Below are 20,099 nucleotides of genomic sequence, written 5' to 3'. Positions count from 1 at the left end.
CTAACGCAGTCGTGGGTTGTCGTCAGCGAGCGGGTCAGGCATTTTCCGCCGCATGAAAGTTTTCCCTGCATTCGTCCGCGCCCTTCCCCTTGTCCTGCTGATCGCCGCTGTGCCCTTCAGCACGGCCCGTGCCGACGAGGTTCAGGCAATGCGCACCGCGCTGGAACTGGCAGCGGGCAGCGACTGGAACGGCGCCCTGTCGGTTGCGCCGCAAGGCGTGGGCCGCGATGTCATCGAATGGCAGCGCCTGCGCGCCGGCGAGGGGCGGCTGGGCGAGTATGAGGCGTTTCTTGTCAAGCGCTCCGATTGGCCGGGCCTTCCGCTTCTGAAGGAGAAGGGCGAAGAGGCGGTTGCACGGTCCACCGACCCCGCCCGCGTGATCGCCTATTTCGGCTCTGACCTGCCTGAAACCGGTACCGGCTCTGTCGCCCTCGTCGGCGCACTGCTGGCCACCGGCCGCGCCGCCGAGGCCGAGACAGAAGCGATGCGCGCGTGGTCCACCCTACCCTTCACCGCCGAGGAAGAGGCGAAGCTGATCGGCCTCGCGCCCGAAGCGGTGGGCTTTGTCCATGACCTGCGGCTGGATACGCTGCTCTGGCAGGGCCGCAAGGCCGAGGCCGATCGGATGCTGCCCCGCGTGTCCGAAGGCCAGCAGGCGCTGGCCCGCGCCCGCCTTGCTCTCCGCTCCGAAAGCGCTGGCGTCACCGGGTTGATCGCCGCCGTGCCAAAGGCGCTGGCCAGTGACCCCGGCCTTGCCTTCGAACGCTTTCAATGGCGGATGAAGAAAGACCTCTACGACGACGCGCTTGCGCTGATCCTCGAACGCTCCGACAGCGCCGAAACCTTGGGCCGCCCGGACGTCTGGGCCGACCGGCGCGCCGTGCTGGCGCGCTGGCTGATCCGGCAGGACCGCGCGTCCGAAGCCTACCGCGTCGCCTCGCGCCATCATCTGACCGAAGGCTCGGATTATGCGGATCTTGAGTTTCTGTCGGGCTTCATCGCCCTGCGCAAACTGAACGATCCCGCCACCGCGCTGAAACACTTCGCCCACCTGAAGGCTGGCGTTTCCACCCCCATCAGCCTTGCCCGCGCGCTTTACTGGCAGGCCCGCGCCGAAGAGGCTGCCGGTCAGGACGCGACCGCAACCTACCGCGCCGCCGCACAGCACCAGACCGCCTACTACGGCCTTCTCGCCGCCGAACGGCTTGGCCTGTCGCTTGACCCGGCCCTTCTGTCCGACAAACGCCCGCCGGATTGGCGTCAGGCCGCGTTTGCGCGCTCGTCGGTTCTGGAGGCTGCGTTCCTATTGCTGAAGGCAGGCGATCTGACGCTGGCCAAACGCTTCATCCTGCACCTTGGCGAAAACCTGACAGATCCCGAGCTTGCGCAGCTTGCCGACATGGCACTGGCGATCGAAGAGCCGCACATCGCCGTCCTTGTCGGCAAATTCGCCGCCGAACGCGGACTGATCCTGCCACGCGCCTACTACCCCGTTCCCGCTTTCGTGCCCGATGGGCTGAAGGTCAGCCGCGCCCTCGCCCTTGCCATTGCCCGGCGCGAAAGCGAATTCGACCCCGCCGCCCGCTCATCCGCCGATGCGCGCGGGTTGATGCAGGTGCTGCCCGGCACGGCCAAGCATATGGCGGACAAGCTGGGCAAACCGTTCGAGGCTGGACGCCTGTTCTCCGACCCGGCCTACAACGTCGCGATGGGGGCCGCCTACCTGGCCGAGATGGCAGACGAATTCGGTCCCTCCGTCGCGCTGATCGCATCGGGTTACAACGCCGGCCCCGGCCGTCCGCGCCGTTGGATCACCGAATTCGGCGATCCGCGCAGGCCGGATGTCGACATCGTCGATTGGGTCGAAACCATCCCCTTCACGGAAACCCGCACCTATGTGATGCGTGTCGTGGAAGGCGTGGTGATCTACCGGGCCAAGCTGAAAGGTCAGGCCGGTCCGGTGCGGATCACCTCGGAACTGAAGGGCTGACGATTACGCCGGAACCGGCATCCCACCGCCTGCCCGCTTGCCGCGACCGGCCTCACGCACGTAGCGCGAATAGCCTAGGTCGCCGGCCTCGATCTCGGCCCGCTTGCCCGACATGATGTCGGCCAGCACCCGGCCCGACCCTGCGGCCATCGTCCAGCCCAGCGTGCCGTGCCCGGTGTTGAGGTAAAGGTTCGCAATAGGCGAGCGGCCCACCACCGGCGTCCCGTCCGGCGTCATCGGACGCAGGCCGCACCAGAAGCTGGCGCGCGCCTGGTCGCCCGCGCCGCCGAACAGATCCTCGACCGAATGGGTCAGGGTCGCCTGCCGCTTCGGCGAAAGGCTCATGTCGAAGCCGGCAAGTTCGGCCATCCCGCCCACACGGATACGGTCGCCCAGCCGGGTGATCGCGATCTTGTGGGTCTCGTCCATCACCGTCGACACCGGCGCGCGCGCCTCGTCCACGATCGGCACGGTGATCGAATAGCCTTTCACCGGGTAGACCGGCAGCTTCATCCCCAAAGGCGCGACCAGCGCCGGCGAATACGATCCCAGCGCCACCACGAAGGCATCCGCCGTCACCCGACCTTCCGACGTATGCACCGCCACGATCCGGCCAGCCTCGACCTCCAGACGGTCGATCCCAACGCCATAACGGAAGGTCACGCCCGCCGCTTCGGCCAGCTTCGACAGGCTTTGCGTGAACTTGAAGCAATCGCCCGTCTCGTCGCCCGGCAGCCGCAACCCGCCCGCGATCTTGCCGCGCGACGCGGCCAGCCCCGGCTCGGCCGCGACGCATTGATCAGCGTCCAGCACCTCGAACGGCACCCCGTCGGCCTTAAGGACAGCAATGTCCTTCTCCGCCGCCGCAACCTGCTTTTCGGTACGGAACAACTGCAAGGTGCCTTGTGTGCGCTCGTCATAGGAAATGCCGGTCTCGGCGCGTAGGTCCATCAGGCAATCGCGCGAATATTCCGCCAGCCGCACCATCCGGCTTTTGTTCACCGCATAGGCCTCGGCCGTGCAGTTCATCAGCATCCGCGCCATCCACGACAGCTTGGTCAGGTCCATCTTCGGCTGGATGATCAGCGGCGCATGTTCCATGAACATCCACTTAAGCGCCTTCACCGGAATGCCCGGCGCGGCCCAGGGCGAGGCGTAGCCGGGGCTGATCTCACCCGCGTTGGCAAAGGATGTTTCCAGGGCCGGCGCGCGCTGCCGGTCGATCACCGTCACCTCATGCCCGGCCTGTGCCAGATACCAGGCCGAGGTTACGCCGATCACGCCCGCACCAAGAACGACAACTTTCATCTGACCCATCCTGCCAAAAGCCCGCTTGGCCGGAAAATACGCCGAAGCGCAGGAATTTCTTGGGGAAGATTGCGCAATCTGACAACATTACACGAAGTTTCTTCGGTTCTATCGCCAATCTATCGAAGAAATATCCACCCACGCCCAGATCACGCGAACGAATCCGCGCTGCCGCGATAGGTCACGCGCCATCACGCCATCGGCACAACCCCGCGACAATCCTTTGCGCAGGGGTGCAAGCGCGCCACCGCGCCGCTATATTCACAGGCATGAACATTCGCACCGCCTTTCTGGCCCCGCTTGCCCTTGCCGCCTTCACCTTTCCCGCTCTGGCGGAGAAGATTCCGCTTGGCACGCTGTCGAATTATCTGAACGGCCTGTCCACGGTCGAAGCAGACTTTACCCAAGTGAACTCCGACGGCAGCATCGCCACCGGCAAGATATTCATCAAGCGTCCGGGCCGGGTGCGGTTCGAATATGCCCCGCCGGACCGCAGCCTCGTGATGGCCGGTGGTCAGCAGGTCGCGATATTTGATGCGAAATCGAACCAGCCGCCCGAACAATACCCCCTGAAGCGCACGCCCCTGAACCTGATCCTTGCAGAGAACATCGACCTTGCCCGCGCCAAGATGGTGGTTGCGCATACCGAGGATGGCACGTCTACCCGCGTGCGCGCCCAAGATCCCGAACACCCGGAATACGGCTCGATCGAATTGGTGTTCACCGCCGATCCGGTGGAATTGCGCCAGTGGATCATCACCGATGACCTCGGCGCGCAAACCACTGTGATCCTTGGCGAAATGCAGAAGGGCGGGCAGCTTGGCGCCTCGCTCTTCGACATCACCGCCGAAACGCGGAAGCGGGCAAACTAAGGCTTAGCGGCAGGCCTGCAACTGCTGGCGGTACATCTCGGACCGCGCGCCCACCTTGGCCGCAACCTCAACCAGCCACGGCTTGCCAAGGTGGGACTGGCTGGCAAATCCGGTCCGCCCCTCGTGGTAGGCAAGGTATTGGGACTCCGCGTCCGATTTGGAAATTCCCAGCTTCTGCGTTGATCCGTCCATGTACCAGCCCATGAAATCGGTCGCGTCACGGATGTCGTCACGCTTGGCGCCGCGGCCGCCTTCGGTGTCCTGATACTCTTCCCAGGTGCCGTTCAACGCCTGGCTATAGCCGTAGGCCGTGCTTTGCCGCCCCATCGGAATGATGCCCAGCGCAAAGGTATGCGGCGTGCGCGCGTTGCCGATGAACTTGGATTCCTGATAGATCGTCGCCATCAGCACATGCACCGGCACGCCCCATCGACGTTCCGTCGCCTCCATCGCGCGCAGATATTTGGGACGTTCGCGGATGATCGCGCAGGCGTCATCCATCTGCCTTGGCGCCGAATAGTTGCCGCCTCCACAAGAGGCCAGAACCAGCAACAACAACGACGCACGGAGAAACCTGCTCATCTGCCCCTCGTGCCTTTATAAGTCTTTTGCCGGCAAGATAGTGCATTCGGCCCCCAGTTGAAATGGGGAACTCCCCACCCTCAGATCAGAAAAGCGAGAGTGACCGGCAGCGTCACCACCGACAGCAGCGTGGACGCGATGACCATTCCCGCCACTGCATCACTATCGGCGCCATACTTCGCCGCCAGCATATAGGACGTCACCGCCACCGGCGTCGACACCTGCAACACCAGCACCGCCAGCGCCACCGGCGGCAGCCCCAGCGCCCAGCCAACCCCTGCCGCCACGCCGATGCACACCACCGCGCGCAACAGGCTCAGCCACACCGCGCGCCCCAGATGCCCCGCCGACAGCCGCGCCACCGCCACCCCCAGCGTGATCAGCATCAAGGGAATCGCAATCTGCCCCAGCAGCTCCAGCGACCGCGTCAACCACTCCGGCGTCTGCCACCCCTGCCACAGGAACAGTGCCCCCAGAAGCGTTGCTCCCACCAGCGGCTCCTTCAGCACCCGCAAGGGCGACCCGCCCCCCGCCACAACCCAAAGCCCGAAGGTAAAACTCCACACCGCCATCACCGCGAACACCACCACCGCGAAATCAAGCCCCGTCTGCCCGAACGCAAAGAAGGCCAGCGGCAGCCCCACATTCCCCGTGTTGCCAAAGATCATCGGCGACAGATACGTCCGCGTCTCCAGCCGCAGAGCCGACGTGACCCCCCAGAAGATCACCGTCAGCACCCCGTAAGCCGCCATCGAGGCCAACGTCAGGTCCCGCAAAGCGGTCGGTTCGATCTCGGTCTTCATCAGCGCGGTGAAAATAAGCGCGGGAACCGAAAGCGTCATGCACAACCGGGTGATGAACTCCATCCGGTATTCGAACCCGGCTTTGACCCAAAGAAAGCCAATCCCGCCCAGAATAGCCACCGGAGCAACAATCTGCAGCACTGTAAGGATAATGTTCACAGACTGTTTCCCTTGTGTCCTGCCGCGATGATGGACAAGAGACGCCCCCGGGGATTACTGATCATCCTCAGAGGATGCAACGCGATGCTCAAGAGCCACGCCAAATACCACATCGGACAGGTGCTGCGTCATCGCAAGCATCCGTTTCGTGGTGTCGTGTTCGACGTCGACGCGATGTTCTCCAACACCGAAGACTGGTACGAGAACATCCCCGAGGATAGCCGCCCCTCGAAGGACCAGCCGTTCTACCACCTTCTGGCCGAAAACGACCAAAGCTATTATGTCGCCTACGTCTCGGAACAGAACCTCGTGCCCGACGAAACCGGCGAACCCGTCGATCACCCCGATCTCGGCGATCTTTTCGGTGATTTCGAGGATGGCCGCTACCCGCTGCAATTCCAGATGAACTGACGGTTACGGGTTGCTAACCCTTGGCCCCTAGGCTGTTCCCGACCTAGCAAAGGGACAGCCATGAAACTCAAACCATCCACCATCCAGGGCGTACTTACCGTCACGGTCCAGGAAAACCGGATCGACGCCGCCTGCGCGTTGCAATTCAAGGAACGCATGCGCGAGGTGACGCAAGGCAACGCCCATCGGGTGATCCTTGATCTGGGGCAGGTCCAGTTTCTGGATTCCAGCGGCCTCGGCGCGGTCGTGGCGGTGATGAAACTGCTTGCCCCCGACCGCAAGCTGGAACTGTCCAGCCTGACGCCCACGGTCGAAAAGGTGTTCCGCCTGACCCGGATGGACACGATCTTTACCATCCATCCGCAGGGCGGCATGGCAGGCCAGAATGCGCTCAAGGCCTGACCCGACAGCAGGACCAGAAGGTCCGCTGACCCTTGCCTTTCCGGGTGACATGCGCTCGGTACGTCGGGTCTTGCTCCATCTCCTCACCGCCACGCCGCTCCGCACCTTGTCGGACGCGGATCGCGGCACCACCGAACTTGTTCTGGCAGAGGTGTTGAACAACATCGTCGAACACGCCTACGCCGGCGGCAACGGCCAGATCGCCCTGTCGCTTGGCCTGTCGTCCGCCGGACTTGCCGTGCGCATCTCCGACAATGGCCTTGCCATGCCGGGCGGCGCGGTTCCCGCAGGCCTTCTGCCGACCGATCCCGACGGCCCCGCGGCCACCCTGCCCGAAGGCGGCTTTGGCTGGTTCCTGATCAGATCCCTGACCCGCGATCTTTGCTATGACCGCAAGGATGGGCAGAACCACCTGTCCTTCACCCTGCCGATCGGTTGAATTGTCGGCAATCGCCACCAAAACGCCACGCGCCCGCACGGGCATCGCCAACTGACCCGCTCAAGATGATGCTGCGGTCTGGCACCGCGCCCCGGCGTCCGGTAACAGCCCCCTTCACCCCGGGCGCCGGGGCAATTCTTCGCCGTTCTCCGGCTTGGCTTCCGCCCTCCCGCGCCCTAGGTTGAGCCCGTCAAAAGGGAAAAACCGATGCGCGATCTTCACCTGCCGGGCCGTTCGGCCGTCTTTGCCCAGAATGGCGTCTGCGCCACGTCGCATCCGCTTGCCGCCCAAGTCGCGATCGAGGTGCTGAAATCCGGCGGCAACGCCGCAGACGCGGCCCTTGCCGGGGCAGTCCTTCTCGGCATCGCCGAACCGCAGATGACCGGGATCGGCGGCGACTGTTTCGTTCTCGTCAAACCCGCCGGTTCGGAAGAGATCGTAGCCCTCAACGGCTCCGGCCGCGCGCCCAAGGGCCTCGATGCCGACGCCCTGCGCGCTGCCGGTCACACGGCCATGCCGATCCAGTCGATCGAAGCGGTCACTATGCCCGGCGCGATCGACGCCTTTTGTCGCCTGAACGCCGACTATGGCCTGAAATCCTTGGCCGACATCCTCGCCCCCGCCATCCACTACGCGGAGGAGGGCATCCCCGTCGCCCCTCGCGTTGCTTTTGACTGGGCCGATGATCTGCCCTGCCTCAAGGGCGCGGCGCGCGATTTCTATACCGTCAACGGCAAGGCTCCGTCCGTTGGCCAGATCTTCCGCGCCCCCCGTCAGGCCGAGGTGCTGCGCCGCATCGCCAAGGAAGGCCGTGCCGGGTTTTACGAAGGCGAGGTGGCCGATGACATGATCGCCTCGCTGCAAGCTTTGGGCGGCACCCACACCCACGAAGACCTCGCCGCCACCGCCTGCGATTACACCGCCCCGGTGTCCGGTCCTTATCAGGGGGTGGAACTGGTGGAACACCCGCCAAACGGCCAGGGCGCGACCGCCATTCTGCTGCTGAACATCCTCAAGCATTTCGACCTCAAGTCGATGGACCCGTTCGGCACCAGCCGCGCCCATATCGAGGCCGAGGCGACGAAGCTTGCCTACGACGCCCGCAACCGTTTCATCGCCGACCCGGATCATACCACCCGGCTTGACCACATGCTCAGCGCCGACACGGCGGCCAAACTCGCCGCCCTGATCGACCCGAACCGCGCCATGCCCTCTGCCGCCCCCCTGACCGAGGCTGTGCACCGCGACACGATCTACATCACCGTCGTCGACCGTGACCGCATGGCCGTGTCGCTGATCTACTCGATCTTCTGGGGCTTCGGCTCGGGCCTCGCCTCGTCGAAATTCGGCATCAACTTCCAGAACCGTGGTGCCGGCTTCACCCTGACCAAGGGCCACCCGAACGAGGCCGCGGGCGGCAAGCGCCCGATGCACACCATCATTCCCGGCATGTTGCGCAAGGGTGGCCGGGTGATCATGCCCTTCGGCGTGATGGGCGGCGCCTACCAGCCCTGCGGCCACGCCCGCTTCGTGACCAACCTCACCGACTTTGGCCTTGATCCGCAAACCGCCATCGACGCCCCCCGTACCTTCTCCAGCGCCGACGGGATGGAGGTGGAGCGTGGCTATTCAGACGCCGTCCGCAGCGATCTCGCCGCGATGGGCCACAAGGTCATCGTCCCCGAAACTCCCCTTGGTGGCGCGCAGGCCATCCTGATCGACGGCGATCTCCTGATCGGCGCCTCCGACCCGCGAAAGGACGGTTGCGCCCTTGGCTACTGAAATAGACTACTCAGCTCTCACCGCCACCATCCGCGCCCTCACCCACGGCGAGACGGACACCGTCGCATTGATGGCCACGGTGGCCTGCGAACTGCACCACGCCCACCCCTTCGCCGACTGGACCGGCTTTTACCGCGTCACCGCCCCCGAAACCCTCAAGATCGGCCCCTACCAGGGCGGCCACGGCTGCCTCGTGATCCCGTTTTCGCGCGGCGTCTGCGGCGCCGCCGCCCGCACCGGACAGGTCCAGAACGTCCCCGACGTCGACGCCTTCCCAGGCCACATCGCCTGCTCTTCCTCGACGAAATCCGAACTTGTGCTCCCCGTCCGGAACGGCCAGGGCCGCCTCCTTGGCGTCCTCGACATCGACAGCGACACCCCCGCCGCCTTCACCCCCGAAGACGAAGCCGCCCTCACCCCCCTCCTCGCCGAGGTCTTCCACCACGCCACCTGAGCCCGTTGCTCTTTTCACAAATACTCCACCGGAGGCTCGTGGGGTTTGAACCCCCCCGGCCGCCAGCCAAAGGACCGAACCCATGACCGACATCACCCTCCTCGACGGCGGCATGGGCCAGGAACTTGTCGCCCGCTCCGGCGATGAGCCCACCCCCCTCTGGGCCACCCGCGTGATGCTCGACCACCCCGGCCTCGTCCGCGACATCCACGCCGATTACTTCGCCGCCGGCGCCACCATCGCCACCACCAACACCTACGCCATCCACCACGACCGCCTCGCCCGCGACGGCCTCGACCCGATGTTCCACGCGCTCCACCTCCGCGCCCTGGCCGAGGCGCACGAGGCCCGCGCCGCCTACCCCCATGCCCGCATCGCTGGCTCCCTCGGCCCCCTGAGCGCCTCCTACCGCCCCGACCTCACCGAACCCGTCACCGAAGCCGCCCCCAAATACGCCGAGATCGCCCGGCTCCTCGCCCCGCATGTCGACCTCATCCTGATCGAAACTGCCGCCTCCATCGAGGCCGCCGAAGGTGCCATGATCGGCGCACAGGCCGCCGGCAAACCCGTCTGGCTCTCCATCTCGGTCGATGACCATGACGGCACGCGCCTGCGCTCCGGCGAACCGGTCGCCAACCTTTCCCGCCTCCTCCACCACCCCCTCGCCGCCCTTCTCGCCAACTGCTCAGTGCCCGAGGCAATGTCCGATGCCCTCGCCGCCCTGAAACCCCTCGGCAAACCCTTCGGAGCTTATGCCAACGGCTTCACCCACATCTCCGGCAACTTCCTGAAAGACGCGCCCACGGTGAAGGAACTCACCCACCGCCACGACCTCACCCCCGAAAAATACGCCGATTTCGCAATGGGATGGGTCGCCCAAGGCGCCACCATTGTCGGCGGCTGCTGCGAGGTTGGGCCCGCCCACATCCGCCACCTCCACGCCCGCCTGATGGCCGAAGGCCACCGCATTGTCTGACCCCTCCCTGATCCCCGATTTCGCCTACGATCCGCCCGACACCCCGCTCGCCTTCCTGCACGAAGACGCGCAGATCCTCGTCATGGACAAACCCGCCGGCCTTCTGTCCGTCCCCGGAAAACTTGCCAACCGCGAAGACAGCCTCCTTACCCGCCTGCAAGCCGCCCGCTGGGATACGCTTCTCGTCCACCGCCTCGATTGCGACACTTCCGGCGTCATCATCTTCGCCCGCACCAAGCAGGCTCAGGGCTTTCTGGGCCAGGAATTCGAACAGCGCCGCGCGCAGAAAACCTATATCGCCCGCCTGCACGGATACCTCGCGCAAGACCAAGGCACCGTCGACCTCCCCCTCGGCTCCGACTGGGACTATCGCCCCCGCCAGAAGGTCACCCCCGAAGGCAAGCCCGCGCAAACCGACTGGCAGGTTATTGACCGTACGGAAACCGAAACCCGTGTCCGCCTCACTCCCCACACCGGGCGCAGCCATCAGCTTCGCGTCCACATGCTGGCCCTCGGCCACCCCATCGTCGGCGACCAGATCTACGCCCCGGAAACCTCGCGCAACTACCCACGCCTGATGCTCCACGCAGAAACGCTTTCCCTGCACCACCCCGCCACCAAAGACCGCGTCAGCTTCACTGCGCCCGTGCCCTTCTGATTTTTGCAGTTCCTTCACAGCTTTGGTGCTTAACTGCCGCATCCGGCACTCCGAGGCACCCATGCTCGCCACCATCTTCAACCTGCGTTATGCCCTTCTCACCTGGCCCGCGATCCTCGCTGCCACAACGGCGGCGCTGATGCATTTCTACCCCGCGCAGGTCTGGTGGCTCCTCCCCGTCGCCATCGTCTGCGTGGCATCCGTCCTTGTCGGCATCCACGATCTGCGCCAGACAAGCCACGCGGTACTGCGCAACTACCCGGTCGCCGCGCACCTTCGATTCCTTCTGGAATCGATCCGCCCCGAGATGCGGCAATACTTCTTCGAAGGCGACAAGGACGGCGCCCCCTTCGCCCGCGACCAGCGCGCCATCGTCTACCAGCGCGCCAAGCGCGCCCTCGACAAGCGCCCCTTCGGCACGCAGCACGATGTCTACCGCGAACAATACGAATGGCTGCACCATTCCATCGCGCCGCAACCCCTGGCTCCGGCAAGCGCGCTGCGCGTCACGGTGGGGGCAAACGCCGCCCAACCCTATTCCACCTCACTCCTGAACATCTCCGCCATGAGCTACGGCGCCCTTTCCGCCAACGCGATCCGCGCCTTGAACAAGGGCGCCCGCGCCGGCGGCTTCTTCCATGATACCGGCGAAGGCGGGGTTTCCCCCTACCACCGCGAATTCGGCGGCGACCTTGTGTGGGAAATCGGCTCCGGCTACTTCGGTGCGCGCGCGGCGGATGGCAGCTTCGACCCGGCGAAATTTGCTGACACGGCGTCAGACCCGCAGGTCAGGATGGTCGAACTGAAACTGTCCCAAGGCGCCAAGCCGGGCCACGGCGGCGTCCTTCCCGCGGCGAAGGTCACCGAAGAAATCTCCCGCATCCGTGGCGTGCCGATGGGGCAGGATTGCAACTCTCCCGCCAGCCATTCCTGCTTTTCAACGCCGATCGGGCTGCTGGAACAGATCGCCCTGATGCGCGATCTTTCTGGCGGCAAGCCCGCGGGCTTCAAGCTTTGCATCGGCCACCCGTGGGAATTCATGGCGATCTGCAAGGCGATGATTGAAACCGGCATCACCCCCGATTTCATCGTGGTCGACGGGAAAGAGGGGGGTACTGGCGCCGCGCCGCTCGAATTCATGGATTACGTCGGGATGCCGCTGCGCGATGGCCTTTCCTTCGTTCACAACGCCCTCGTCGGCATCGGGGTGCGCGACCGTATCCGCATCGGCGCGTCGGGCAAGATCACCTCGGCCTTCGACATGGCCCGCGTGCTGGCGCTTGGTGCCGACTGGTGCAACGCCGCACGCGGCTTCATGTTCGCGGTCGGCTGCATTCAGGCGCAGTCTTGCCACACCGGCCAATGCCCGACCGGCGTCGCCACGCAAGACCCCCTCCGCCAACGCGCCATCGTGGTGCCGGACAAAGCGGAACGTGTGGCAAGCTTCCATCGCAACACCCTCCATGCCCTTGCGGAACTCGTCGCCGCAGCAGGCCTCACCCACCCGGCCGAACTGAAACCCCACCACTTCCTCCGCCGCGCCGCGTCGGACAAGGTGATCTCGCTGGCTGAACAATACGAACAACTCGCCCCCGGCCAGCTTACCGCCGATCCCGCCTCCTCGCCGCGCTTCGCCGAAGCCTGGGCGCTAGCCTCGGCCAACAGCTTCGCACGGGCGGGTCAGGCCACGACGCCCCACCAGTCCCCATTGTGATACTATCCCCACCCGAAACTTCGACCCGCGTCACCCAAGCCGTCGTCAATACGAAAAGTCCTTGCCAAATCCTTAATGACCTTGGCAAGCATTTGATTTACTTCAATTTCAAGAATGTCCCACCGTGGGACACGGCTCAGATCGCCATTCCGATCTTGCGCCCCTCATGAAACGCATAGGCCGCCAGCCTCGGCGCCGCACAATCCCCGATCCGGTGCGTGACCTTGCCCTCGAACCCCTCCGGGAACGGATCGAACGCCACATTCGTGGTCGCCATCACCAGCCCCGCCGCCGCGATCGTCTCCTCCTTCCCAGTCAGGAACGACCGTACCGTCACCCCATTCCCATGCCACCGCACCAGACAATGCTCGGCCAGCATCCGCACTCCCAACGCTCCCATCCGCCGCCGCGCCGGCCCATCCGCCGCGGTCCGGGCAATCTCCTTCCCCACGAAGGGGTCGGGCGTCACGATCACCACCTTCTTGCCCTGCTCCGCCAACGCCCAGGCCGTCCCCACCCCGCGCCAGTTGCCGCCCTCGTCATAGACAACGACCGCATCGCCCAGCCGTGCCTCCCGGCGTAGCACCGCCTCGGGCGACCACACACCCCCGGCGTCGATCCCCGGCAACCGCGCCTCTGAAGGGACCCAGCGCTGGAACCCTGTCTCCTCCGGCAACGACCCTGTCGCCAGCACCACGACCCCAGCGCCATGCGCTGCGATTTCGTCCTCATCGAGGAACGTGTTCAGCCGCAACCGGACCCCCAGCGTCTCGAACTGCCGCTCGTACCAGCCCATCAGATCCAGTATCTGCCCCCGTCGCGGCTGCATCCCGGCCAACCGGAACTGCCCGCCCACCACCGGCAAGGCCTCGACAATCTCCACCCTATGCCCACGCTCCGCCGCGACCCGCGCCGCCTCCAGCCCCGCCGGACCCGCACCCACCACCAGCACGTCCTTCGCCACCGTCGCTGGCGAAAACCGATCCCCACCCCACTCGAACTCGCGCCCCGCCGAAGGGTTGATCAGGCAGGATATCCAATAGTCCCGCGACCGCCGCCCCCAGCACATCTGGTTGCAAGAAATGCAGCCGCGTACATCCTCTGCTCGTCCCTCGGCCACTTTCCGCGCCAGTTGCGGGTCGGCGATCTGCCCGCGGACGATCGACACCAGATCCGCCTCGCCCGAAGCAATGATCGCCTCGCCATTCTCCGGCGTCCGGACCCCGGCCTCCGACGTTACCTTCGCAGTCCGCAGAAGCGCCTTCAGTTGCGCGGTCAGCGGTGTCGTCAGCTTTTCGGCATGGGTGAAGGGCGGGATGATCGCCTCGAACTCCAGATACGACCCCGACCCCACGGTCACGTAATCTACGTGGCCCGTCCGGTCATGCAAGTCGAGGATCTCGCACAACGCCTCGGCCCCCAGCGTTACGTCGTAGCTGGTGGAATAGCTGACCGCCAAGCCGACGATGAACCCCTCGCCACAGGCCCGCCGCACCCTTTCGATCAACTCGCGCGAGAATCGGGTGCGGTTTTCCAAGGTCCCACCCCAGCGGTCGGTTCGCTTGTTCGACCACGGAGTCCAGAACTGGTCGAGCAGCGAATGGTACGCCGACCAGACCTCCACCCCCTGAAAGCCCGACGCCTTGGCGCGCACCGCTGCCGCCACATGTGCTGCCAGCAACTCTTCGATTTCCGCCTCGGTCATGGCGTGCGACCCATCGCTGTCATGATACGACGGCCCGCCGGAAGGCGACCAGTGCGGCGCGAAGCTGAGATCGGAATCACCATGTGCGCCGACGTGGTAAAGCTGCTGGATGATGACTGACCCTGCCGCTTTCACCTCATCGGTAATGCGGCGAAACGCCGGGATCACCGCATCGTCGGAGTGCAGAAAATTGCCCCGCGTCAACACGCCCGTGCGGTGGACCGGTACGGGTTCGGCCACAATCATCGCGGCCCCGCCCAGCGCACGTTCGAGAAGATATTTGCCGAACCGCGGCCCCGGCATCCCCTGGTCCGACATGTTCGCCGTATGCGCGCCGAACACGATCCGGTTGCGCAGGGTGTGGTCGCGCAGCGTAAGCGGAGACATCAGTCGGGGATGCTGGGTCATGGCTGGCCTATCTGTTGCTGGCCCAGCCTAGGCCTGTCTGCCCGCCTCGCGTTAGCAAGGCGGGCGACCGTTGCAGGTCTGAAAACGTCAGAAGCTATTCGGCGGCGATGTCCACGCTGGAATCCCAGCCCGAGATCGCCTTGACCTCAAGGAATTCCTCGATCCCCCAGTGCCCGCCTTCCCTCGCACGGCCCGAGGCCTTCACCCCACCGAAGGGCGACCCTGCCGCCCGCGATTTCCCGTTCATCTCGACCATCCCGGATTTCAGCATCCGAGCCAGCCGGTTGCGCCGTGCGCCGTTTTGCGACTGGACATAGTTCGTCAGGCCGTAGGGCGTGTCGTTGGCGATGCGTACGGCGTCTTCTTCCGTCTCGAAGGGGATGATCGACAGCACGGGGCCAAAGATCTCTTCCTTTTCGATGGTCATCCCGGGTTTCACGTCGGCAAAGACGGTGGGGCGCACATAGAAGCCCTTGTTCATCCCTTCGGGCAGGCCAAGGCCACCCGCCACCAGCCGCGCACCTTCGTCGATGCCTTTCTGGATGTACCCCTGAATCTGTTCCCACTGGCGCTTGTTCACCACCGGGCCGATGTGCTTGCCGGGTTCGCTCGCCGGGCCAACCTTGATCGACGAGGCGACCTCGGCAGCTATTTCCACCGCACGGTCGTAATAGGGTCGCTCCACCAGCATCCGCGACGGCGCGTTGCAGGACTGACCGGAGTTGTTCATCATGTGGCGCACGCCGCGTTCTACCGCGCGTTCATCAGCGTCGGCGAAGATCACATTGGCCCCTTTGCCGCCCAGTTCCAGCGTCACGCGCTTCAATGTCTGCGCAGCAGCGACCGAGATCGCACGACCGGCACGGGTGCTGCCCGTGAAGCTGATCATCTCAACGTCCGGGTGGGCCGATAGCTGACTACCGACGCCGGGGCCGTCGCCGTTCACAAGGTTGAACACGCCCGCAGGCACGCCGGCATCATGGCAGAACTCGGCAAACAGCATGGAAGACAGCGGCGATTCTTCGGACGGCTTCAGCACGCAGGTGCAGCCCGCCAGAAGCGCCGGGATGACCTTCAGCGTCACCTGGTTCATCGGCCAGTTCCACGGTGTGATCAGGCCCACGACGCCAATCGGCTCCAGCGCGATGCGGTCGTTCGGGGCGTGGGGGCCAAGCGGCTTGATCCATTCGATCTGGTCGAAAGCGGTCAGGAAGTTCTTCAGGTGCCACGGCAGGCAGGGCGCCTGGCTGTCGCGGCTCATGTCGATGGGCGCGCCCATTTCAAGGCTGATCGCGCGGGCCATTTCTTCGACCCGTTTTTCATATTGCGCGAGGATGCCTTCGACGTAACGCCGCCGATCCGCCGGGGGGGTAGCTGCCCATGCCGGAAACGCCGCCTTCGCCGCTACCACCGCTGCATTCGTATCGGCCTCGCTGCCAAGCGAGATCACCGCGCAAGCATCTTCGGTTGATGGGTCGATCACCGGGCAATCCCGTGGCAAGGACGGGTGGACCCAAGCCCCGTTGATGTAGAACTCGCGTTTCGAAATCATGCTGCCCTCCTCGGGAAATTTGATCATATTCTGACAGGCCACAGGGACCTAGGCAAGCGCTCAGGGGCGAAGCATGCGCACCATCGTAACAGTCGCTGCAAAACCGAAAAGGTGGCGCAACAGGCCGAGCCTTTGTGTCCGCGTGGCTACGAACCCTTCGCGCTCATAAAGTTGGCGTGCCCTGACGTTGGAAACAACCACATCAAGGCGCACCGAAGCGTAGCCGCGCACCAGTGCCTCGTCGCAGATCGCCTGCATCAACGCGGTCCCCACGCCTTGGCCACGCGACGGTGCGGTGACGCAGAGACCGTCCATCAGGAAGCGATCGTTGTCCACCTCGCGGCTGAGGGCCCAGAGCGCCGCGCCGCGCCACAGCCCGCCGAATGGACCGTAGACCGCCCGCAGGTCGGCCCATGTTCCGCCTGCAAAGCTGCCCTCGACCGTCTTGAACCCGGCAAGGCCCAGAAGCACCCCTGAGCTGTCCAGCGCGATCACGCAATGGTCGCCGCGTATCACCCGGTCAAAGAACACCAGCGCACGGTCTTCCGGTCCAAGGACGCGGCCCAGCTTTGCGCCGAACGCCTCCCAGTAAAGCTGGGCGCCTTTCCAGCGCAGGGCCGGGGGCAGACCTTTTCGCACCGTCACCATGCCAAAGCCCCCTCAAGCGCCGCGACGTGACCGGCGCCCAAGATCCAACCCTCTTCACCAGCAATTTCAGGGGTCTCCAACAGCGGGGCGAGCCGGTCCTTCTGCGCCAGCCGCCACAGCGCGCGCGCAAGAAGGCGCACCTGTGCGCGGTCCGGTATGCTGTCGCCTGCCGCTGTGATCGCCCGGGCCAGAAGCGAGGGGTAAACCTCGGCAAGAGTCAGCGCGGCCACCGGTTCAAACGGCCAGACAGCGGCCCCGAAGGTAGCAGCCAGGCGGTGAACCACGGGAATGCCCAGCAGCGCCTGCGACCCCACCGACCCTGCGCCAAGCAACTGCCAAACCGGCTTTGCCGGAGGATTTTCAACCTCCACCCGCCGCTTTTCGGCCAGCCGAAGGGCGCCGTAGTCAACGTCTTTCAGCGACGACAGGGATGCCAACGGCCGCGCTTTCGGGCAGCCCCAGAACGGCCCCTTGAGACCGAGATGCCGGTTGACGCGGGCGGCCACGTCGAAGCGGTTGTTGGCATTGTCGGGCGCATCCTTGATCTGCGCAGCGATCCAGGCGTGAAGGGCGCGCGCCGACGCCGTGCCGGTCAGCCGCTCTGCCAAGCCAGCCGGATATCCCATCGGAAAATCAAAGCCGATCAACTGATGCCCGCCATCCTGCAAGAGCCGGCGCAAGATGGCTTCGGCGTCGGCCCGGCTGCGATGATAGGTCTGTGTTTCCCGCCCGTCTTCGCAGATGCCCACCCAGATCGCATCCTTGCAGGCAGCCTTCGGGCTGCGGCTTGAACGCCCAGACCAATCGACGATGACCACCCGGTCAAACCGCAAGGCCCACCTCACGCAGGATGAACTCTGCCACCGCTTTGGTATCGTTCAGGTCCAGCACAGGCACGGAAAGGCCGCCCAGCGCTGCATCCGTTGCCACCGCCCGCACCAGAGGATCGCCCGTCTGGATCAGCGCCTGACCGGTCTCGGCGCGCCACACCTCGACCTTCGGATGAGCGTCGCGCTTGTAGCCTTCGACCAGCACCAGATCGACCGGCGCCAACCGCGCCAGAATCGCCGGGAGTTCCAGTTCCGGCCCGCGATGTTCCACCATCAAGGCAAAGCGTTCGGCCGAGGCCAAGACCACCTCGCGGGCGCCGGCCGCGCGGTGCCGGAAGCTGTCCTTTCCCGGTTGGTCCAGATCGACGGCGTGATGCACATGCTTGACGGTCGAGACTGAAAATCCGCGCCCGGTTATCTCGGCCACCAGCCGCTCCATGAGCCCGGTCTTGCCGGAATTCTTCCATCCGATGATGCCGTAAACCTTCACCGCTGGCCCCCAATCACCGCCTCGGCGCGGGCCAAATCTTGCGGCGTGTTCACGTTCAGGAATGCCCTGTCATCGGCAAACTCCGCCCGTTTCGCGCCAACCTGCGCACAGAAATCCAGAACCTTCGGCTTGGACCCAGACGCCAGAAACGCGGCCAGTCTGCCGCGCACCGCCACGGGCCAAAGACCTAGAACCGGATGCTCATGGCCCGCCGCCACCGCAATCGCCACGTCATCGCCGCCCGCCAGCACCAGATGCGGTACGAGGTCACCGGGCAGGAACGGCGCGTCGACCGGCACCGATACTACGGCCTCCGCGCCCAGAGGAGCTGCCCAGTCCAGTGCGCTGAGGATGCCGGACAGCGGGCCAAGGCGATCAGCATCGGGAAGCACCGGCAGGGCGAGACGGTCAAACCGCCCGGCATCGCCATTAGCCGAAATTGCCAGCGCCTCGACCTGTGGCGCGAAACGCTCCACCACATGCGCTATAAGCGGCTTTCCCGCTAACGACACCAGCGCTTTGTCGGCCCCACCCATGCGGCGCGCCTGCCCGCCTGCAAGGATGACGCCGAAGATGCGCATTCCTTATCCTTCGACGGGTTTGCCGTTCGCCTGAACCAGAAGAACGCCGTGATTGTTGTCGTCGTCGTCGTCGGTGATCGTTCTTGTCGTCACACCGGGCAGTTTGCCAAAGGCAATCGAAAGTTGCTTGGGGAACCAGGTGGACGGCAAGCTTTCAAATCCCGGCACGCCGCGCAGCACGTTCGAGGTTGCTTGGGTGCACATCGCCTTTGGCACCGCACCGTAGGCTTTCATCCGTGCCAGAACCAGTTCCGCAACTTCGGGCGAGACGAAGACCTTCTGCTCCACCACGCGGAAGGTCTTGCGGGCATGATAATCGATGTAATAGGCGACCATCTTGTCCGTCATGCCAAAATGAACCTCGTTCCGCTCTGGCAGTCGAGGGTGGTACCAAGTGCCGGCGGGGTCGAAGATCGCGCGCTCGGATGCGTTCACCAGAATGGCAGAGTGGGCGCCTGAGTTCGAATTGTTGTTCAGAACCGTATAGAGTGTGACGTAGGTTGGCGGCCCGGCCACGAAACGCGCCGCCTGAACATCAGCATCGGACGCCCACTTCGGTTCCGCAGCGCAGGCAGCAAGGCCGACAACGGCCATCAAGCTCAGGACAAGGCGAAGCATGGAACCTCCGGGAAAACGGCGCAGGCTCAGGCGTTTGCCAGCCCAGCAATGATCAGAATGAGCAGCGAGATCACGACACCCCAAGTTGCCATGCGGATGAAGCCATGAAAGGTCTTTTCCTGCGCACGGATGTCCATCGAGCCGTGTTTGTATTCGGATTGCTGATGATCGGCCATGTTATGGTTCCCAGTTTATTGCTGTCTTTCACGCCCATAGCCCATAAGTCCCGGGCTGTCACGGGGGCAGGGCGACGGGTACCGCGACATTCAGGCCGAGGCGTCCCCCGAATCGCCGCCAAGCCAGCCGGAGGTCAGGTGAAACCCGATGCGGCGGGGCGGTTCCTCGTCATCTGCGGCTTTCGGCACCGCACGCAGGGTGACGGATAGCTGGCTGATGTGCTGGATGAGCTGCGTCTTTGCACCCGCCTCGTCACGGCCATAGAAGGTCAGGATGTCCGGGTCGAAGTAGCCCAAACCCTCGATCCGCAGCACGCCGGCCTCGTCACCGGCAAAGCCCATGGCGATTTCGTCCTTGGCATCCAGATCACGCTCGAAAGCGCGGATATACATGACCAAGCGATCATAGGCCCATTCCGCCGGACTTTTCGGCTTTTCGGCATGAGACGGCTTGGCAGCAGGTTTAACGGCGTTCTTGGCCGCAGGTTTTGCCGGTGCCTTCTCCGTTGCTTGGATGGCAGTCTTGGCAGCTTTCGCCATG

22 protein-coding genes are annotated in these 20,099 nt (G+C 64.7%); 10 read left to right on the top strand and 12 right to left on the bottom strand.

Annotation, left to right across the window (positions count from 1 at the left end):
* The first annotated feature begins 52 nt into the window (after positions 1-52).
* Positions 53-1,990 carry a lytic transglycosylase domain-containing protein gene (locus tag ACROUL_RS01785; protein ID WP_431297846.1) on the top strand — a complete coding sequence of 646 codons (1,938 nt, stop codon included), beginning with the start codon at positions 53-55 and terminating at the stop codon, positions 1,988-1,990.
* Between the two features lie 3 nt (positions 1,991-1,993).
* On the opposite strand, the gene ACROUL_RS01780 is transcribed toward ACROUL_RS01785, so the two are convergent.
* Positions 1,994-3,298: a D-amino acid dehydrogenase gene (locus ACROUL_RS01780; RefSeq protein ID WP_431297845.1), complete on the bottom strand. Its 1,305-nt coding sequence runs from the start codon at positions 3,296-3,298 to the stop codon at positions 1,994-1,996.
* 269 nt (positions 3,299-3,567) lie between these two features.
* On the opposite strand from ACROUL_RS01780, the gene ACROUL_RS01775 reads away from it, so the two are divergent.
* Positions 3,568-4,170 (top strand): LolA family protein, encoded by a 603-nt coding sequence (locus ACROUL_RS01775; RefSeq protein ID WP_431297844.1) that lies wholly within the window; start codon positions 3,568-3,570, stop codon positions 4,168-4,170.
* 3 nt (positions 4,171-4,173) lie between these two features.
* Here ACROUL_RS01775 and ACROUL_RS01770 read toward each other — a convergent pair whose 3' ends face one another.
* Positions 4,174-4,752 (bottom strand): lytic transglycosylase, encoded by a 579-nt coding sequence (locus tag ACROUL_RS01770; protein WP_431297843.1) that lies wholly within the window; start codon positions 4,750-4,752, stop codon positions 4,174-4,176.
* An 80-nt stretch (positions 4,753-4,832) separates the two neighbouring features.
* On the bottom strand, positions 4,833-5,714 hold the full coding sequence (locus tag ACROUL_RS01765; RefSeq protein WP_431297842.1) for an AEC family transporter: 882 nt from the start codon (positions 5,712-5,714) through the stop codon (positions 4,833-4,835).
* Between the two features lie 84 nt (positions 5,715-5,798).
* On the opposite strand from ACROUL_RS01765, the gene hspQ reads away from it, so the two are divergent.
* The 8 genes from hspQ to ACROUL_RS01725 all read left to right on the top strand — a co-directional run bounded on the left by hspQ (position 5,799) and on the right by ACROUL_RS01725 (position 12,550).
* Positions 5,799-6,125, top strand: a complete 327-nt coding sequence (gene hspQ / locus ACROUL_RS01760; protein WP_431297841.1) for a heat shock protein HspQ — start codon at positions 5,799-5,801, stop codon at positions 6,123-6,125.
* A 60-nt stretch (positions 6,126-6,185) separates the two neighbouring features.
* Positions 6,186-6,527: an STAS domain-containing protein gene (locus tag ACROUL_RS01755; protein WP_431297840.1), complete on the top strand. Its 342-nt coding sequence runs from the start codon at positions 6,186-6,188 to the stop codon at positions 6,525-6,527.
* Positions 6,511-6,966: an ATP-binding protein gene (locus ACROUL_RS01750; protein WP_431297839.1), complete on the top strand. Its 456-nt coding sequence runs from the start codon at positions 6,511-6,513 to the stop codon at positions 6,964-6,966. The genes ACROUL_RS01755 and ACROUL_RS01750 overlap by 17 nt, the downstream gene beginning before the upstream one ends.
* A 207-nt stretch (positions 6,967-7,173) precedes the next feature.
* Positions 7,174-8,748, top strand: a complete 1,575-nt coding sequence (locus ACROUL_RS01745) for a gamma-glutamyltransferase family protein (RefSeq protein WP_431297838.1) — start codon at positions 7,174-7,176, stop codon at positions 8,746-8,748.
* A 1-nt stretch (position 8,749) separates the two neighbouring features.
* On the top strand, positions 8,750-9,202 hold the full coding sequence (locus tag ACROUL_RS01740; protein WP_431301223.1) for a GAF domain-containing protein: 453 nt from the start codon (positions 8,750-8,752) through the stop codon (positions 9,200-9,202).
* 82 nt (positions 9,203-9,284) lie between these two features.
* Entirely contained in the window at positions 9,285-10,178 is an 894-nt protein-coding gene (locus ACROUL_RS01735) for a homocysteine S-methyltransferase family protein (protein WP_431297837.1), read from the top strand.
* The gene (locus tag ACROUL_RS01730) at positions 10,171-10,836 is read left to right on the top strand and encodes an RluA family pseudouridine synthase (RefSeq protein WP_431297836.1); all 666 of its coding nucleotides are present in this window, start codon (positions 10,171-10,173) and stop codon (positions 10,834-10,836) included. Before ACROUL_RS01735 ends, ACROUL_RS01730 begins: the two co-directional genes overlap by 8 nt.
* A 61-nt stretch (positions 10,837-10,897) precedes the next feature.
* Positions 10,898-12,550 carry an FMN-binding glutamate synthase family protein gene (locus ACROUL_RS01725; RefSeq protein ID WP_431297835.1) on the top strand — a complete coding sequence of 551 codons (1,653 nt, stop codon included), beginning with the start codon at positions 10,898-10,900 and terminating at the stop codon, positions 12,548-12,550.
* Between the two features lie 136 nt (positions 12,551-12,686).
* On the opposite strand, the gene ACROUL_RS01720 is transcribed toward ACROUL_RS01725, so the two are convergent.
* The 9 genes from ACROUL_RS01720 to ACROUL_RS01680 form a co-directional block, all read right to left on the bottom strand.
* Positions 12,687-14,663, bottom strand: coding sequence for an FAD-dependent oxidoreductase (locus ACROUL_RS01720; protein ID WP_431297834.1), 1,977 nt, complete (start codon positions 14,661-14,663; stop codon positions 12,687-12,689).
* Between the two features lie 94 nt (positions 14,664-14,757).
* Positions 14,758-16,215: an aldehyde dehydrogenase family protein gene (locus ACROUL_RS01715; RefSeq protein ID WP_431297833.1), complete on the bottom strand. Its 1,458-nt coding sequence runs from the start codon at positions 16,213-16,215 to the stop codon at positions 14,758-14,760.
* A gap of 60 nt (positions 16,216-16,275) precedes the next feature.
* Entirely contained in the window at positions 16,276-16,863 is a 588-nt protein-coding gene (locus tag ACROUL_RS01710; RefSeq protein WP_431297832.1) for a GNAT family N-acetyltransferase, read from the bottom strand.
* The gene (locus tag ACROUL_RS01705; protein WP_431297831.1) at positions 16,857-17,696 is read right to left on the bottom strand and encodes a molybdopterin guanine dinucleotide synthesis; all 840 of its coding nucleotides are present in this window, start codon (positions 17,694-17,696) and stop codon (positions 16,857-16,859) included. The genes ACROUL_RS01710 and ACROUL_RS01705 overlap by 7 nt, the downstream gene beginning before the upstream one ends.
* Entirely contained in the window at positions 17,686-18,183 is a 498-nt protein-coding gene (gene mobB, locus ACROUL_RS01700) for a molybdopterin-guanine dinucleotide biosynthesis protein B (protein ID WP_431297830.1), read from the bottom strand. Before mobB ends, ACROUL_RS01705 begins: the two co-directional genes overlap by 11 nt.
* Positions 18,180-18,764, bottom strand: coding sequence for a molybdenum cofactor guanylyltransferase MobA (mobA, locus tag ACROUL_RS01695; RefSeq protein ID WP_431297829.1), 585 nt, complete (start codon positions 18,762-18,764; stop codon positions 18,180-18,182). Before mobA ends, mobB begins: the two co-directional genes overlap by 4 nt.
* A 3-nt stretch (positions 18,765-18,767) precedes the next feature.
* A complete protein-coding gene (locus ACROUL_RS01690; RefSeq protein WP_431297828.1) occupies positions 18,768-19,382 on the bottom strand; it encodes a hypothetical protein in 615 nt (204 codons plus the stop codon).
* 26 nt (positions 19,383-19,408) lie between these two features.
* Positions 19,409-19,558, bottom strand: coding sequence for an aa3-type cytochrome c oxidase subunit IV (locus ACROUL_RS01685; RefSeq protein ID WP_431297827.1), 150 nt, complete (start codon positions 19,556-19,558; stop codon positions 19,409-19,411).
* A 90-nt stretch (positions 19,559-19,648) separates the two neighbouring features.
* Positions 19,649-20,098, bottom strand: coding sequence for a DUF6173 family protein (locus tag ACROUL_RS01680; RefSeq protein ID WP_431297826.1), 450 nt, complete (start codon positions 20,096-20,098; stop codon positions 19,649-19,651).
* Position 20,099 lies beyond the last annotated feature (1 nt).

It is taken from the genome of Tabrizicola sp. BL-A-41-H6, from assembly GCF_050632395.1.
GTDB lineage: Bacteria > Pseudomonadota > Alphaproteobacteria > Rhodobacterales > Rhodobacteraceae > JAUYQR01.
The sequence above is the reverse complement of the archived record's forward strand: the minus strand, read 5'-3'. Positions and strand labels throughout refer to the sequence as shown.

Coding starts and splice junctions, on each gene's coding strand:
- ACROUL_RS01685 (WP_431297827.1), bottom strand. CDS start 19,558: ATGGCCGATCATCAGCAATCCGAATACAAACACGGCTCGATGGACATC.
- hspQ (WP_431297841.1), top strand. CDS start 5,799: ATGCTCAAGAGCCACGCCAAATACCACATCGGACAGGTGCTGCGTCAT.
- ACROUL_RS01680 (WP_431297826.1), bottom strand. CDS start 20,098: ATGGCGAAAGCTGCCAAGACTGCCATCCAAGCAACGGAGAAGGCACCG.
- ACROUL_RS01770 (WP_431297843.1), bottom strand. CDS start 4,752: ATGAGCAGGTTTCTCCGTGCGTCGTTGTTGTTGCTGGTTCTGGCCTCT.
- ACROUL_RS01780 (WP_431297845.1), bottom strand. CDS start 3,298: ATGAAAGTTGTCGTTCTTGGTGCGGGCGTGATCGGCGTAACCTCGGCC.
- ACROUL_RS01715 (WP_431297833.1), bottom strand. CDS start 16,215: ATGATTTCGAAACGCGAGTTCTACATCAACGGGGCTTGGGTCCACCCG.
- ACROUL_RS01775 (WP_431297844.1), top strand. CDS start 3,568: ATGAACATTCGCACCGCCTTTCTGGCCCCGCTTGCCCTTGCCGCCTTC.
- ACROUL_RS01755 (WP_431297840.1), top strand. CDS start 6,186: ATGAAACTCAAACCATCCACCATCCAGGGCGTACTTACCGTCACGGTC.
- ACROUL_RS01710 (WP_431297832.1), bottom strand. CDS start 16,863: ATGGTGACGGTGCGAAAAGGTCTGCCCCCGGCCCTGCGCTGGAAAGGC.
- ACROUL_RS01725 (WP_431297835.1), top strand. CDS start 10,898: ATGCTCGCCACCATCTTCAACCTGCGTTATGCCCTTCTCACCTGGCCC.
- ACROUL_RS01745 (WP_431297838.1), top strand. CDS start 7,174: ATGCGCGATCTTCACCTGCCGGGCCGTTCGGCCGTCTTTGCCCAGAAT.
- ACROUL_RS01690 (WP_431297828.1), bottom strand. CDS start 19,382: ATGCTTCGCCTTGTCCTGAGCTTGATGGCCGTTGTCGGCCTTGCTGCC.
- ACROUL_RS01785 (WP_431297846.1), top strand. CDS start 53: ATGAAAGTTTTCCCTGCATTCGTCCGCGCCCTTCCCCTTGTCCTGCTG.
- ACROUL_RS01720 (WP_431297834.1), bottom strand. CDS start 14,663: ATGACCCAGCATCCCCGACTGATGTCTCCGCTTACGCTGCGCGACCAC.
- ACROUL_RS01750 (WP_431297839.1), top strand. CDS start 6,511: ATGCGCTCAAGGCCTGACCCGACAGCAGGACCAGAAGGTCCGCTGACC.
- mobA (WP_431297829.1), bottom strand. CDS start 18,764: ATGCGCATCTTCGGCGTCATCCTTGCAGGCGGGCAGGCGCGCCGCATG.
- ACROUL_RS01735 (WP_431297837.1), top strand. CDS start 9,285: ATGACCGACATCACCCTCCTCGACGGCGGCATGGGCCAGGAACTTGTC.